Below are 15510 nucleotides of genomic sequence, written 5' to 3' on the forward strand. Positions count from 1 at the left end.
CATTTATTTTCAATTACTTCAAATTACGCTTCTGATACTCGCCTGCCGCCTTCACAAAACCGGCGAACAGGGCGTGGCCATCACGAGGAGTAGAGGTGAACTCCGGGTGGAACTGCGCGGCCACGAACCAGGGGTGATCCGGGATCTCGATGATTTCCACCAACTTCTTGTCAGCGGAGAGACCGGTCACTTTCAGGCCGGCTGCCTCGATCTGCGGCAGCAGCTTGTTGTTGACTTCATAACGGTGGCGGTGACGCTCGTAAATGGTCGGGCTGCCGTACATCTGACGCACCTTGGAATCTTCGACCAGGTGGCAGAGCTGGGAACCCAGACGCATGGTACCGCCCAGATCTGACTTCTCGGTACGGGTCTCGATATTGCCCTCTTCATCAACCCACTCGGTGATGAGGCCAACGACCGGGTACGCGCAATCTTTCTTGAATTCGGAGGAGTGAGCCCCTTCCATGCCCGCCACGTTGCGAGCGAATTCGATCATGGCAACCTGCATGCCGAGGCAGATACCCAGGTAGGGGATCTTGTTCTCGCGGGCATACTGGGCAGCCAGGATTTTGCCTTCCACGCCGCGCTCACCGAAGCCACCCGGCACCAGGATCGCGTCCAGACCTTCCAGCAGCTCGGAGCCACGGGTCTCGATATCCTGAGAGTCGATGTACTTGATGTTGACGGAGTGGCGGGTCTTGAGACCACCGTGCTTGAGCGCCTCGTTGACGGACTTGTAGGCGTCCGGCAGGGAGACGTACTTGCCGACCATACCGATGGTCACTTCACCAGTCGGGTTGGCCTCTTCGTAGATAACCTGTTCCCACTCGGAGAGATCGGCCTCTTTGCACTCCAGACCGAAACGCTCGGTGAAGTAGGAGTCCAGGTTCTGGGATTTCAGCAGTGCCGGGATCTTGTAGATGGAGTCGACGTCTTTCATGGAGATGACGGCGCGCTCGGGCACGTTGCAGAACAGGGCAATTTTGGCGCGCTCGTTGGCCGGAATGGCACGGTCGGAGCGGCAGATCAGCACATCCGGCTGGATACCGATGGAGAGCAGCTCTTTTACAGAGTGCTGGGTCGGCTTGGTCTTCACTTCACCGGCAGCAGCCAGGTAAGGAACCAGCGTCAGGTGCATGAACATGGCATTGTTGCGGCCCACTTCGGCAGCCAGCTGACGAATGGCTTCGAGGAACGGCAGGGACTCGATGTCACCTACGGTACCGCCCACTTCGACGATGGCAACCTGATGGCCTTCGGCACCGGCAATCACCCGCTCCTTGATGGCGTTGGTGATGTGCGGGATAACCTGAATGGTGGCGCCCAGATAGTCACCACGACGCTCTTTACGCAGTACGTCGGCGTAGATACGGCCGGTGGTAAAGTTGTTGCGACGGGTCATCTTGGTGCGGATGAAACGCTCGTAGTGACCCAAATCCAGATCGGTTTCGGCCCCGTCCTCGGTTACGAACACTTCACCATGCTGGGTCGGGCTCATGGTGCCCGGATCCACGTTGATGTAGGGGTCCAGTTTCATGATGGTCACATCCAGACCACGGGCTTCCAGAATGGCTGCCAGAGAAGCTGCGGCAATGCCTTTGCCGAGGGATGAAACAACGCCACCAGTAACAAAAATATATTTGGTCGTCATGCTGAACCTGAAAGAAGTTTAGGGAATTTTAAGGGGTGCTTCGGGGATGAAGCAGGACGGGGAAACAGTATACCAAAAACCCCTCTCCCAAACAATGAGCAAAAATCTATCAGGCTCCTTGCCGCCCCATCTTGCGCCAAATCAACTTTGCTCGGTTTCCTTCGCCTTGTCCCAGGCAGCATCAAGCTTTTCGAGGGTGCAATCGCTCATTTTCAGCCCTTCTGCGGCGATTATCTGCTCAACCTGACGAAAGCGACGCTCGAACTTGGCGTTGGCGCCCCGCAGCACCTGCTCGGGATCCTTGCCCAGATGGCGCACCAGATTGACGGTAGCAAACAGCAGATCGCCAAGCTCGTCGCTCACCCGCGCCTCGTCCACATCGACCATCAGCACCTCTTCCATCACCTCGTCGATCTCCTCGTGGATCTTGTCCACCACCGGCCCCAGCGTCTTCCAGTCAAAACCGACGGTGGCACAGCGTTTCTGGATCTTAGCGGCGCGGGTCAGGGCTGGCAGCGAGAGCGGGATATCGTCCAGCACGCTCTCTTTGTCGAGGGCCGCCCGCTCCCTGGCCTTTTCTGCTTCCCAGTTCGCTTTCACCGCCTGCTCGTTGGCAAGGTCGGCATCCGAGAAGACATGGGGGTGGCGGCGAATGAGCTTTTCACTCACCGTATCGACGATATCGGCGAAGTCGAACAGCCCCTGCTCCTTGCCAAGCTGGGCGTAAAACACCACCTGAAACAGCAGGTCACCCAGCTCCCCTTTCAGCCCCTGCCAATCTTCGGTCTCGATGGCATCGGCCACTTCGTAGGCCTCTTCCAGGGTGTGCGGCACTATGGTCTGGAAGTTCTGTTTCAGATCCCAGGGGCAGCCGTTTTGCGGATCGCGCAGGCGAGCCATGATGTCGAGCAGTTGGGGCAGATCGTAACGTTGGGACATGGGCTACTCACTTTCGATTCGTTAAATGGGGGAGGAAGCGACATCAGGCCGCGCAGTCGAGCAATCTCATGTCAAACAGTCGGGAGAAGTCATAACGTGGGGACATGGGATATTCGCTTTCGATTAGTTCAAAAAGGGTCGCAAATACAGACCGGCCACTGGGGCCGGTCGGTTCGCTATCAAAGCCGCTTGGCGCTAATTACGTCGTTGAGCTGGCTGAGCTTTGCCAACGCCCGGTTGAAGGCGTTGATGTTGTAGATCTCCAGCTCCATGTCGATTTCGGCGGTCTGCTCGCGCACGTTGGAGCGTGAGCGTACCCCCATCACATTGATCTTCTCGTTGGCCAGCACGGTAGTGATATCGCGCAGCAGGCCGGAGCGATCATTGGAGATGATCCGGATGGTGAGGCTGTAACCGCCGGAATAGTTCTCCCCCCACACCGCATCGATCAGTCGCTCCGGGTTGCGACGGGAGAGCTCTTTCAACTGTTCGCAATCTTCCCGGTGGATGGAGACGCCGCGCCCCATGGTGATGAAGCCCTGAATGGCATCGCCCGGGATCGGCTGACAGCAGCGGGCAATATGGGTCATCAGGTTGCCGACCCCTTCCACGACGATGTGATCCTTGGGCTTGTGGCGCATCGGCGCATTGGCCTTCTGCTCCAGCCTCTCCAGCAGGCGACGATCTTCCTCTTCCGCCGTCGGCTTGTTGTAGCAGGTGTCGAGATAGTTGAGCACCTGGTTGATGCGGATATCGCCGCTGCCGATACCAGCCAGCAGATCGTCGGTGCTCTCCAGATTGAAGCGGCGCAGCATGTTGCCCTTGTCGATCTTGGACATGCTGAGGTTGTGGCGATCCAGCTCCTTCTCGAACAGCTCGCGACCGGCCACGATATTCTTGTCCCGATCCAGCTTTCTGAACCAGGTCGCTACCTTGGCCCGCGCCCGGCTGGAGCGCAGGAAGCCGGCATTGGGGTTCATCCAGTCGCGGCTCGGGTTCGGCTCTTTCTGGGTGATCACCTCCACCTGATCGCCGGTCTGAAGGGCGTAGGTGAACGGCACAATGCGGCCGTCAATCTTGGCACCGATGCAGCGGTGGCCGATCATGCTGTGGACGTGATAGGCAAAGTCGAGCGGGGTAGCACCCGCCGGCAAGTCGATGACATCCCCTTTCGGGGTGAAGACATAGACCCTGTCCTCGAACACCTGACTGCGCAGATCTTCCAGCAGAGAGCCGCTCTCGGAGAGATCCTCCTGCCAGGCGAGCAGCTTGCGCAGCCACTCGATCTTGTCTTCGAAGGTGTTGGCCTTGCCGCCAGCCTGCGGACCCTCCTTGTAGCGCCAGTGGGCAGCGACGCCGAGCTCGGCATCCTGATGCATCTGGTCGGTACGGATCTGGATCTCGACCGTCTTGCCCTCCGGCCCCACCACTACGGTGTGGATCGATTGATAGCCGTTGGGTTTGGGGTTGGCGACGTAGTCGTCAAACTCGCGGGGAATGTGGTGGAAGTGGGTGTGAACGATGCCGAGCGCCGCATAGCAATCCTGCAGCCGCTTGGTTACTACCCGCACCGCGCGCACGTCGAACAGCTCGTTGAATTCGAGATGCTTCTTCTGCATCTTGCGCCAGATGCTGTAGATGTGTTTCGGTCGGCCGTAGACCTCGGCCTCGACCCCCGCCTCTTTCAGCGCATCGCGCAGGGAGCGCACAAACTCCTGAATGTAGCGTTCCCGATCGAGCCGCTTCTCATCCAGCTGTTTGGCGATCTGCTTGTAGGTTTCCGGGTGCAGGTAGCGGAAGGCGAGATCTTCAAGCTCCCACTTGAGCTGACCGATACCAAGCCGGTTGGCGAGCGGCGCATAGATGTTGGTGATCTCCTGGGCCATCAGCACCCGGGTCTCTTCATCCGCCTTTTTCGCTTCCCGCAGGCAGGCGATCCGCTCGGCCAGCTTGATGACCACGGCGCGCACATCCTCGACCATGGCGAGCAGCATGCGGCGCACATTGTCGACCTGCTCCGGCGAGGTTTCGCTGCGATGGAGGGTCTGCAGGGAGCGGATGGCCTCCATCTCCAGCACCCCTTCCACCAGCTTGGCGATCTTGGGCCCGAAATCCTCGTCCATCCGCTCCTGGCTGATGAGACCGGCTTCGACAAAGGGGTAGATGATGGCGGCCTTGAGAGTACCGAGATCCATGCTGAGCATCAGCAGGATGCCCACCATCTCGATGCCGCGCACCAGCAGCTTGCTGGTGAGGGCCTCGTCGCCCAACGTCAGGCAATACTGGTAGACGGTTCGCAACTGCTCCTTGTCACTGTCACTCAGGGTGAGCGAGCTGACCCACTCCTCCAGGGTGAAGTTGTCTTTCAAATGAATATCGCGAACCGCAACCATGGTATCAATCCTTTAAAGTGTTTGGCCGAAAGTAGTCACTTTCACCCCTTGTGAGATCGCCTCAAATGGGGATTTCCGGAGAGGGTTTCAAGGCATATTGTCAAAAAAGACAATAGGTCTCTCCGGCAGGCCCAGCCGAATTACGAGGGGCTAGGTTACCCCAATCACGTCTGCTCAAACAGCTTCAGTTCAGGTTGCTGATGAGCACTAGCTAGCCCCGCTCGAAGAGGGCCATGGACTCCAGATGACCGGTGTGGGGGAACATGTCGAGCATGCCCAACCGCACCAGTCGATAACCGCCCTTCACCAGCACCTGGCTATCACGCGCCAGCGTCACCGGATTACAGGAGACGTAGACCACCCGCTTGGGTGAAAGTTTCACGACGTGCTCCATCACCTCCAGCGCACCGGGACGAGCCGGATCCAGCAGTACCAGATCGAACCCTTCCCGCGCCCAGGACATGCCGACGATATCGCCGCTCAAGTCCGCCTTGTAGAAACGGGCGTTGCTGATGCCATTGCGACGGGCGTTCTCTTCGGCGCGCGCCACCATGGCCAGCTCACCTTCCACCCCCACCACTTCGCGGGCCTGACGGGCCAGCGGCAGGGTAAAGTTGCCGATGCCACAGAAGAGATCGAGCACCTTGTCATCCTTGCCCGCCCCAAGCCATGAGAGCGCCTGATCGACCATCTGCTGGTTGACGGGGCCATTGACCTGAATGAAGTCACCGGGAGCAAATGCAAGAGACAGGCCATCCAGCGAGTAAGAGGGCTCGAACTGCTGATGCAGCGCCACTATCTTGTCGTCGGCCGCCTGCAGATAGAGGTCGATACCCTGCTCGGCGGCAAACTCCACCAGCTGCGCCCGATCCGTCTCGTTGGGACGACCGGTATGACGCAGCAGCATCATGATCCCCTGCTCCGCCTGGATCAGTTCGGCATGACCCAGCTCGCGCTGGCTCTTCAAGCGATTGAGGCACTCGCGCATCGGCGCAATCAGTTCAGAGAGCGGTTCGGCCAGCACCGGGCACCCTTCGATCTCCACCAGATCGTTGCTGTTGCGGCGACGAAAACCGACCCGGGTGCAGCGACCGTTCTTGTCGAATTTGATGGCCAGCCGGCAGACCCGGCGATAGGCACGCTCCTCGCCAGTCAGCACCGGCTCCAGTACCGGCGCACTGATATTGCCAAGACGCTCGAACAGATTGACCAGCCCGGCCGCCTTGGCTGCCTGCTGATCCGCCACCGACATATGCTGGGCGCTGCAACCACCGCACTCGCGGTAGTGGCTGCAGAAAGGGGCAATGCGGTTGGCGGCCGGTGTCACCACCTGTTGCAGAGCGGCATGGCCATACTGCTTTTTGTCTTCGGTGATGCGGGCCTTGATGGTCTCGCCGGGCAGTGCCCCTTCAACAAAGATCGCCTTGCCTTGATGACGACCGATCCCGACACAGTGGTGATCGAGGGTGTCTACCGTAAATTCAATGCGTTGGGGCTGGGTGGATTTCTTTTGGGGCTTGAAAAACTGGGCCATAAAACTTGGTGCCTATAGGTGGCTATGTCATGATTGTGGAATCTGCAGCAGGCTATTGTCCCACAAGAATAATAGTATGACCAAATACGGCCTTCGGGCGCGGGTGCTGGCATTTACCATATTACCCACCTTGATCATCGGTGGCCTGATGGCCGGCTACTTCACCTTCCATCGCTACCAGCAGCTGGAAAACAACCTGATCGATCAAGGGATCAACATCATAGAGCCACTGGCCATCGCCAGTGAATATGGTATGACCCAGCACAGCCGCGAATCCCTCAAGCGGCTGATTGGTCTGACCCATCGCAAGAACTCGCCGCTCATCAAGTCCATCGCCGTCTTCACTCAGGACAACCAGCTGTTCGTGACGTCCAACTACCACAGGGACTTCACCCGGTTGCAACTGCCCGATGGCGAGCCGATTCCGGAGCTGACCAGCATCACCCTCTACGGTGACGACATCATATTGCGCACCCCGATCCAGGCCGAAACCACCATGGATGGCTTCCCGCTGCCCAGCGATGTGGAGCCGCCGATGATCGGTTACATCTCGATGCAGATGACCACGGATCGCGCCATGCTGCTCCACTACCGCGATACCTTCTTCGCCATCATTATGGTGCTGCTCGGGGTCGCCGTCAGCACCCTGTTTGGTTTCCGGCTGGTCAAGAGCGTGACCCAGCCCATCACCAACATGGTGCAGGCGGTGCACAAGATCCGGGAAGGGCGGCTCGACACTCGGGTCAGCGGCGAGCTGACCGGCGAGCTGGACATGCTGAAAAACGGTATCAACGCGATGGCCAAGGCGCTCTCCGAATATCACGAGGAGATGCAGCAGAATATCGATCAGGCCACCTCGGATTTGCGCGAGACGCTGGAGCAGATCGAGATCCAGAACGTCGAGCTCGACATGGCCAAGAAGCGGGCGCAGGAGGCGGCAAGGGTCAAATCGGAGTTCCTCGCCAACATGTCTCACGAGCTGCGCACCCCGCTCAACGGCGTCATCGGTTTTACCCGCCAGCTGCTCAAGACCAGCCTCACGCCGAGCCAGACCGACTACATGCAGACCATCGAGAAGTCGGCGCGCAACCTGCTTGGCATCATCAACGACATCCTCGACTTCTCCAAGCTGGAGGCGGGCAAGCTGCAGCTGGAGCATATCCCCTTCAGCCTGCGCGACACCCTCAACGAGACCATGCACCTGCTCGGCCCCAGCGCCCACGACAAGCAGCTGGAGCTCTCTTTGCGGGTCGATGCGGATGTCCCCGATACCCTCACTGGCGACCCCATGCGTCTGCAGCAAGTGCTGACCAACCTCACCGGTAACGCCATCAAATTCACCGAGCGCGGCAACGTGGATGTTCATATCGAACAGCTCGGCAGCAGCAACCACAAGGTGAAGCTCAACGTGCGGATCCGGGATACCGGCATCGGCATCTCGGAAGAGCAGCAGCGCCAGCTGTTCCAGGCTTTCAATCAGGCCGACTCCTCCATCTCGCGCCGTTATGGCGGCACCGGACTGGGTCTGGTCATCACCCAGAAGCTGGTGCAGCAGATGGGCGGCCAGATCCGCTTCGAGTCGGAGCTGGACAAGGGCTCAGTCTTCTCTTTCAGCCTGGATCTGGAGGTCTCTCCCCTGCCGCAGACCGATCAGCTGCCGCTGGATCGCATCCGCAACAAACGGCTCTGGCTGCTGGAGCCGGACCCCTTTGCTCGCGCCGCTCTGCTGGCGCTGCTGGCCGAGTGGCAGCTCGATGTGCAGCTACTGACAAACGATGCCCCCTGGCCAGAGATGAGTGAACAGGACATTGTGCTCATTGGCAGCAGCACCCTGCATACTCCGCAACAGGTGATCAGCCGACTCGACAGCCTGAGCGGCCAGCAGCAGAACACCATAGTGCTGCTCAGCAGCCATGAACCGGCGCTCTACGAGGCGATGCTGGCTCACGGTGCACAGCACTGTCTCTCCAAGCCGCTCAACCATCGCAAGCTGCTGCACGCCCTGCTCACCCCGGAGGCGAGCCGCCAGCAGCTGCCGGCCCAGCCATCTGCTCGCCAGCTGCAGCCGATCAAGGTGCTGGCAGTGGATGACAACGCCGCCAACCTCAAGCTCATCGCCGCCATGCTCAGGGAGATGGTGACTCAGGTCGTGCTCTGCAAGAACGGCAAGGAGGCGGTCAAACAGGCCCAGAGCCAGCCGTTCGACATCATCTTCATGGATATCCAGATGCCGATCATGGATGGTATCAGCGCCACCCAGGCGATCCGCAGCCAGTCCCTCAATACCGAGACGCCGATCGTGGCGGTGACTGCCCACGCCATTCCCGGCGAGCGGGAGCGCCTGATCCGCCAGGGGATGGATGACTATCTGGCCAAGCCCATCGACGAGAGCATGCTGGCCAGACTCATCACCGACTTTGCCCATCGCCGTCACCAGATTGTCGGCGATCAGCAGATCGACTGGGCGCTGGCGGTGCGGCAGGCGGCCGGCAAGGAGGATCTGGCCAGAGAGATGCTGACCATGCTGCTGGCCAGCTTCGACGAGGTGGAGCCTGTGCTGGATGCCGCTCTTGCGGGTGCCATCGACGACGGTGAAGTGCTGGCCCAGCTCCACCGTCTCAACGGCGGCTGCGCCTACTCGGGGGTGCCCGGCCTGCAGCGGCTGCTGTCACAACTGGAGCAACAGCTGCGCGACGGCGTGCCGGTCAGCGAGCTGGAGCCCGAGCTGCTGGAGCTGCAGGATGCCCTTGAACTGGTGCGCCAGGAGGCGCCACGCTACCTGAATTGAGCCAGACTGGTTCACGCCCAGGATATCGTTACCCCGCTTTTTCTGACGCGGGGGCCGACAGATGGTAAAGTTGCGCCGTTTAAACAGGAGTCAGCATGACCAACAACGATATTCTGCGCCGCCTGCGCTACGCCCTCACCATCAGCAACGACGAGATGGTCGAGATGTTTGCCAAGGGCAATCTGGCCATCGACCATGCCCAACTGCACGGCTGGCTGATGAAAGAGGCCGAAGAGGGAGAAGTGCAGGAAGCGGGCTATGCCGCCTGCCCCGACTCTGCCCTGAGCCAGTTCCTCGACGGTCTCATCGTCACCCGTCGCGGTGTGCGGGAAGATGCGCCGCCCCAGGTGGTGCCAAACCGGATCAACAACAACCTGATCCTGCGCAAGCTGCGCATCGCCCTCAACTTCAAAGAAGAGGATATGCTCGGCACGCTCAAGCTCGCCAACTTCAACCTCTCCAAATCCGAGCTGAGCGCCCTGTTCCGCTCCAAGGATCACAAGCACTATCAGGATTGCGGGGATCAGATCCTGCGCAACTTCCTGCTCGGCCTCACCGCCAAATACCGCAGCTAACTGCACCGCTCAACCGGCAGGCCAGCAGCCATGACGAAGCGCCTCTCCATCACACTGCCCAAACGTCGAGCAGTCAGGGGATGGCGCATCGCCGCATCGCTGCTTCTCGGCACGCTGCTTGGCCCTTTGCTGCAAGGCTGCAACCAGCAGAGCTACCAGCTCTCCACTCGCTATCAGAGCGCCAACCAGAACGAGCGGATCGCATTTCTTATCCTTCACTACACCGACGAGGATGACGCCCACTCCCTGCGTCTGCTGACCGAGCCGGAGCACAAGGTGAGCGCCCACTACCTGATCCCCCGTGACAGCCGCGAGACACCGCTCCCCGTCTATCAGCTGGTGCCGGATAGCCAGCGTGCCTGGCATGCCGGGCGCAGCCGCTGGCACCAATATGCCGGGCTCAATGCCAGCTCCCTTGGCATCGAGATCGTCAACCTCGGCTATCCGCCGGAAGATGAGCTGCTGGCCCCCGATGCCCGCCGCTGGCAACCCTATACCCCGCAGCAGATTGCCGCCGTCGGCGCCCTCAGTCGGGAGCTGGTCGCCCGTTACCGGATCCCGCCGACCCAGGTGCTGGGCCACAGCGATGTCGCCCCCGAGCGCAAGCAGGATCCCGGCCCCCACTTCCCCTGGCGTCAGCTCTATCTGGAGTACGGCGTCGGCGCCTGGCCAGATGAAAGCCGGGTGGCAGAGCTGCTTGCCAACCCTCTGCCCGAATGGAGTGCCACCATGTGGCAGCAGCAGCTGGCTCGCTACGGCTACGGCCTCCCCCAGAGCGGCCAGTGGGACGAGCAGAGTCGCGCCGTCATGCGTGCCTTCCAGCTCCACTTTCGCGCTGGCAACGTCGATAGCGAGCCGGATAGCGAGTGTCAGGCCATCCTGATGGCTCTGCTCGAGAAGTACCCAAACTAGCCCACCCTTTCACCACTTCCCTCCCCGCTTTGATAGCCACTCGCTATCAAACTGTTAGGTACGAGCGATTATCCCTTCAAATAACAAGGGGTTAATCTGAATTCGTTCCAAGACAGATTGTCAAACCCGATTTCCTTATCTGGAGGTGAATGATGAAAAGCCCGATTGGTCTTGATACCGCTCAATCACAAGCTCTGGCTGCCGAGCTGAACAAGTTGCTGGCCAGCTACCAGATCCTCTACATGAACGTCCGCGGCTTCCACTGGAATATCCGTGGCAACCAGTTCTTCGAGCTGCACCTGAAGTTCGAGGAGATTTACAACGACCTGCTGCTGAAAGTCGATGCCCTGGCAGAACGCATCCTGACCCTGGATAGCGTGCCACTGCACAGCTTCAGCGACTACATCAAGGTCTCCGCTATTCCCGAACAGAAAGGGCTGCACGACGGTCGTGCCTGTGTCGAATCCCTGCTGGGGAGCTTCCGTGAACTGCTGGTGGCTCAGCGCCGCATTCTGGCTCAAGCCGCCGATGCAGGTGATGAGGGCACGGCCTCCATCCTCTCCGACTACGTGCAGCAGCAGGAGAAACTGGTCTGGATGCTGCGCGCCTACCTGGCCTGACCCATTGTTGAAGTGAGCTTTGTTGCAAACCTGAGTTGTCTCTCCTTTTATCCACCCGCTTGCCGCCCTGTCTGGGCGGCTTTTTTGTTTTTGATCTGCATCAATGAAAATTGAATTGGCAAATTGAATGCCTATTAAGTTCAGAGCCGTAGGAATAGAATCGCCACAAAACAAACAACTGAAATGTCCAATTAGGAGAGACATGATGTTTTGTGTGCAATGTGAACAGACAATTCGTACCCCGGCAGGCAACGGCTGCGCCTATGCACAAGGTATGTGCGGCAAGACGGCGGAAACCTCGGATCTGCAGGATGTGCTGATTTATACCTTGCAGGGGCTCAGCGCCTGGGCGCTGGCTGCCCGCGAGCAGGGCGTCATCGACCGCGAGATCGATGCCTTCGTGCCCAAGGCCTTCTTCGCCACCCTCACCAACGTCAACTTCGACTCGAATCGCATCGTGGCCTACGCCAATCAGGCCCTCGCCTATCGCCAGCAGCTGGCCGATCGTCTGACCGCCATGGCGGTGCAGGTCAACGACTTGCCACAGTCCGCTTACTTCGAACCCGGTGCCGAGCTGCGGGAACAACTTGCCCATGCCGCGCCAACCGCCCCCAATCGGGGCAAGAACGAGGTGAATGAGGACATCATGGGGCTGCGCCTGCTCTGCCTTTACGGCCTCAAGGGTGCTGCCGCCTACATGGAGCACGCCCGGGTGCTGGATCAGCAGAGTGACGAGGTGGCCGCCGAATTCCACCGTATCATGAGCTGGCTCAGCACAGATCCGAGCGAAATGGGTCGTCTGTTCAACTGCGCCATGGAGATCGGCCAGCTCAACTTCAAAATCATGGAGATGCTGGATCTGGGTGAAACCAGGGCCTTCGGCCACCCGGAACCGACCCAGGTCAGGGTCACGCCAATTCCCGGCAAGTGCATTCTGGTCTCCGGCCACGACATGATGGATCTCAAGCTCATTCTGGAGCAGACCAAGGGGGCCGGCATTCATGTCTACACCCACGGCGAGATGCTGCCCGCACTGGCCTACCCCTTCTTCAAGCAGTACCCCCATCTGGTGGGTAACTACGGCTCCGCCTGGCAAAACCAGCAGAAGGAGTTTGCCAACTTCCCGGGCGCCGTGGTGATGACCTCCAACTGCATCATCGACCCGAACGTGGGCAACTACTCGGATCGCATCTTCACCCGCTCCATCGTCGGCTGGCCGGGTGTCATTCATCTGGAGGGGGATGATTTCTCCGCCGTGATCGCCAAGGCGCAAGCACTGGAAGGCTTCAAGCACACCGAGCTGGAGCACTTCATCACCATCGGCTTTGCCCGCAATGCCCTGATGCAGGCCGCACCGGCGGTGATTGAGAAGGTAAAAGCCGGGGAGATCAGCCACTTCTTCCTGGTGGGTGGCTGTGACGGCGACAAGGCCGAGCGCGCCTACTTCACCGAGTTTGCCAAGGCTGCGCCACGCGACAGCCTGCTGCTCACGCTGGGCTGCGGCAAGTACAAGTTCAACAAGCTCGACTTTGGCGACATCGGCGGCATTCCCCGTCTGCTGGACGTGGGTCAGTGCAACGATGCCTACTCCGCCATCCAGCTCGCGCTGGCGCTCTCCGAGGCGTTCGAGTGCGGCGTCAACGATCTGCCGCTGACGCTGGTGCTCTCCTGGTTCGAGCAGAAGGCTATTGTCATCCTGCTCACCCTGCTGGCACTGGGTGTGAAGGACATCCGTACCGGCCCGACCGCCCCCGCCTTCCTCACCCCGGCCCTGCTCAAGGTGCTGGAGGAACAGTTTGGCCTGAAAGGGACCACCACGGCCGAGGCTGACTTGGCCGAGATCCTGGCGGCCTGACATTCCAGCATGTTGTAAGCGTTTGGCGAGCCATTGAGCTCGCCTTTTTTCAAAGCGATTTCCGAGCAAGAGGAGCCTTGCGATGACCTCCACCTCTTTGACCCTGCGCTGCATCGGTCGCCGGGCAGATACCCACGACGTGGCGAGTTGGCGACTTTCCCCAGTGGCGGGAACCTTGCCAGCCGTGCTGGCTGGCCAGTGCATCACCCTGCATACCGAGATCGATGGCAAGCCTCACTGCCGCGCCTATACCCTCTCCTCCAGCCCGCAGGATGCCTGCTGGCAGGTCACCATCAAGGATGTGGGGTTGGTCTCCCACCATCTGCACCAGACCCTGCAAGTGGGGGACGAGATCCGGGTGGATGGCCCCTTCGGCGACTTCAATCTGACCGCTTTGCCCTGCGAGCGGCCGCTTCTCTTGAGCGCCGGCTCCGGCATCACCCCCATGTGGGCCATGCTGCGGGGCGAGCTGGTCAAACGGCCGGACGCCGACATCCGCTTTATTCACAGTGCCCGCTCGCCAGCAGATGTGATCTTCGCAGACGAGCTGGCTGCACTGGCTGAGGCTCATCCCGGTGTACGCCATGCCCTGATTCTGGAAGAGGCCCCTGCAGATCACCCCTGGGTTGGCCGGCTCACAGCGGACATGTTGAAGGAATTGGCACCAGACCTGCTCGCGCGCCACGTCTATCTGTGCGGGCCCGCGCCTTACATGACCGCAGTTTGCACCATGCTGGCGAAACTGGGGCTACCGGAAGCGCAGTTGCACCAGGAGTCGTTCGGTCTGCCGGCGGTTACATCGAGTACGGCGCCAGTTGCAACCAGCAGCGACCACTTCTGGCTAACCCTGAAAAAGAGCGGCAAGAAGGTGAAGATCCTGCCGGGCCAGACCCTGCTGGCAGCGCTGGAAGCTGTGGGCGAGACCATGATGGCTGCCTGCCGCGCCGGGGTATGCGGTGCCTGCCGCTGCACCACGGAAGGCGATATCGAGCGCCAGAGCGTGATGACCCTGAGTGCGCAGGATCTCGAGAGCGGGGTGGCTCTGGCCTGCTCCTGCACCGCCAGCGGGGATGTCACCGTCGACTATTGAAGCGCGTTCCTGGCATCTCGCGCTTTTCCCGAGTGGGCCGGGCAGGTAGACGCAGCCCCAGTTTCAGTCGAAGACGGGATAAAAAATGACAATTCTGGTTACAGGGGGCGCCGGCTATATCGGCTCCCATACCCTGGTTGAACTCTTGAACGTCGGGCAGCAGGTGGTGGTGCTGGACAACCTCTCCAACTCCTCACCGGTGTCACTCAAGCGGGTCGAACGGATCACCGGCAAGCCGGTCATCTTCGTCGAAGGGGACGTGCTGGACAGAGCTTGTCTGCAGCAGCTGTTTGCCACCCACCAGATCGAGTCGGTGATCCATTTCGCCGGCCTCAAGGCGGTCGGTGAGTCAAGCCAGATCCCGCTCACCTACTACCAGAACAACATCAGCGGCACCCTGGTGCTGTGCGAAGAGATGGCCAGGGCCGGCGTGTTCCGGCTGGTATTCAGCTCCTCGGCTACCGTCTACGGCGATCCGGCCTCGGTACCGCTGCGGGAAGATTTCCCCACCAGCGCCACCAACCCTTATGGTCGCTCCAAGCTGATGGTCGAAGAGATCCTGCGCGACCTCGCCAAATCTGATCCCCGCTGGGCCATCGTGCTGCTGCGCTACTTCAACCCGGTCGGTGCCCATGAGAGCGGTCTGATTGGCGAAGATCCCAATGGCATTCCCAACAACCTGCTGCCCTATATCAGTCAGGTCGGCGTGGGCAAGCTCAAGGAGCTGGGGGGGTTTGGCAACGACTACCCGACGCCGGACGGTACCGGGGTGCGCGACTATATCCACGTGGTGGATCTCGCCATCGGTCACCTCAAAGCGCTGGCTCGCATCGAATCGGATACCGGCGTCTTTACCTATAACCTGGGCACCGGTCAGGGCTATTCGGTGCTGGAGATGATCAGGGCGTTTGAAGCGGCCAGCGGCCGACCCATTCCCTACCAGATCAAACCCCGTCGCCCGGGCGACATCGCCGAGTGCTGGGCCGAGCCGCACAAGGCCCGTGCCGAGCTGGGCTGGCAGGCAGAGCGTGGTCTGGAGCAGATGATGATCGATACCTGGCGCTGGCAAAGCCAGAACCCCAACGGCTATCAGGGTTAATTCCCGAGCTGGCCATAGCAAAACGCCCCGACATGAAGATGTCGGGGCGTTTTA

The 15510-nt window shown here is 60.1% G+C and carries 11 protein-coding genes; 7 read left to right on the top strand and 4 right to left on the bottom strand.

Annotation, left to right across the window (positions count from 1 at the left end; translation table 11 throughout):
* Window positions 1-13: 13 nt before the first annotated feature.
* The 4 genes from pyrG to rlmD all read right to left on the bottom strand — a co-directional run bounded on the left by pyrG (window position 14) and on the right by rlmD (window position 6517).
* A complete protein-coding gene (gene pyrG / locus I6L40_RS19510) occupies window positions 14-1651 on the bottom strand; it encodes a glutamine hydrolyzing CTP synthase (protein ID WP_033113091.1) in 1638 nt (545 codons plus the stop codon).
* Between the two features lie 141 nt (window positions 1652-1792).
* Window positions 1793-2590 (bottom strand): nucleoside triphosphate pyrophosphohydrolase, encoded by a 798-nt coding sequence (gene mazG, locus I6L40_RS19515; RefSeq protein ID WP_071912850.1) that lies wholly within the window; start codon window positions 2588-2590, stop codon window positions 1793-1795.
* Between the two features lie 179 nt (window positions 2591-2769).
* On the bottom strand, window positions 2770-4983 hold the full coding sequence (relA, locus tag I6L40_RS19520; protein ID WP_040068329.1) for a GTP diphosphokinase: 2214 nt from the start codon (window positions 4981-4983) through the stop codon (window positions 2770-2772).
* A gap of 211 nt (window positions 4984-5194) precedes the next feature.
* On the bottom strand, window positions 5195-6517 hold the full coding sequence (gene rlmD, locus I6L40_RS19525; protein ID WP_216994745.1) for a 23S rRNA (uracil(1939)-C(5))-methyltransferase RlmD: 1323 nt from the start codon (window positions 6515-6517) through the stop codon (window positions 5195-5197).
* Window positions 6518-6593: 76 nt separating this feature from the next.
* Here rlmD and barA point away from each other — a divergent pair, with 76 nt between their 5' ends.
* The 7 genes from barA (at window position 6594) to galE (ending at window position 15456) form a co-directional block, all read left to right on the top strand.
* Entirely contained in the window at window positions 6594-9305 is a 2712-nt protein-coding gene (barA, locus tag I6L40_RS19530) for a two-component sensor histidine kinase BarA (protein ID WP_071912846.1), read from the top strand.
* Window positions 9306-9400: 95 nt separating this feature from the next.
* Window positions 9401-9880 (top strand): DUF1456 family protein, encoded by a 480-nt coding sequence (locus tag I6L40_RS19535; protein ID WP_071912845.1) that lies wholly within the window; start codon window positions 9401-9403, stop codon window positions 9878-9880.
* 30 nt (window positions 9881-9910) lie between these two features.
* A complete protein-coding gene (locus tag I6L40_RS19540; protein ID WP_071912843.1) occupies window positions 9911-10792 on the top strand; it encodes an N-acetylmuramoyl-L-alanine amidase in 882 nt (293 codons plus the stop codon).
* Between the two features lie 152 nt (window positions 10793-10944).
* Window positions 10945-11412, top strand: a complete 468-nt coding sequence (locus I6L40_RS19545; RefSeq protein ID WP_033113084.1) for a Dps family protein — start codon at window positions 10945-10947, stop codon at window positions 11410-11412.
* A gap of 205 nt (window positions 11413-11617) precedes the next feature.
* Window positions 11618-13267 carry a hydroxylamine reductase gene (gene hcp, locus I6L40_RS19550; RefSeq protein WP_216994746.1) on the top strand — a complete coding sequence of 550 codons (1650 nt, stop codon included), beginning with the start codon at window positions 11618-11620 and terminating at the stop codon, window positions 13265-13267.
* 82 nt (window positions 13268-13349) lie between these two features.
* Window positions 13350-14357 (top strand): hybrid-cluster NAD(P)-dependent oxidoreductase, encoded by a 1008-nt coding sequence (locus tag I6L40_RS19555; RefSeq protein ID WP_071912746.1) that lies wholly within the window; start codon window positions 13350-13352, stop codon window positions 14355-14357.
* A gap of 85 nt (window positions 14358-14442) precedes the next feature.
* Window positions 14443-15456, top strand: a complete 1014-nt coding sequence (gene galE, locus I6L40_RS19560) for a UDP-glucose 4-epimerase GalE (RefSeq protein WP_071912744.1) — start codon at window positions 14443-14445, stop codon at window positions 15454-15456.
* Window positions 15457-15510 lie beyond the last annotated feature (54 nt).

The sequence above is a fragment of the Aeromonas sp. FDAARGOS 1410 genome, from assembly GCF_019048745.1.
Taxonomy (GTDB): domain Bacteria; phylum Pseudomonadota; class Gammaproteobacteria; order Enterobacterales; family Aeromonadaceae; genus Aeromonas; species Aeromonas jandaei.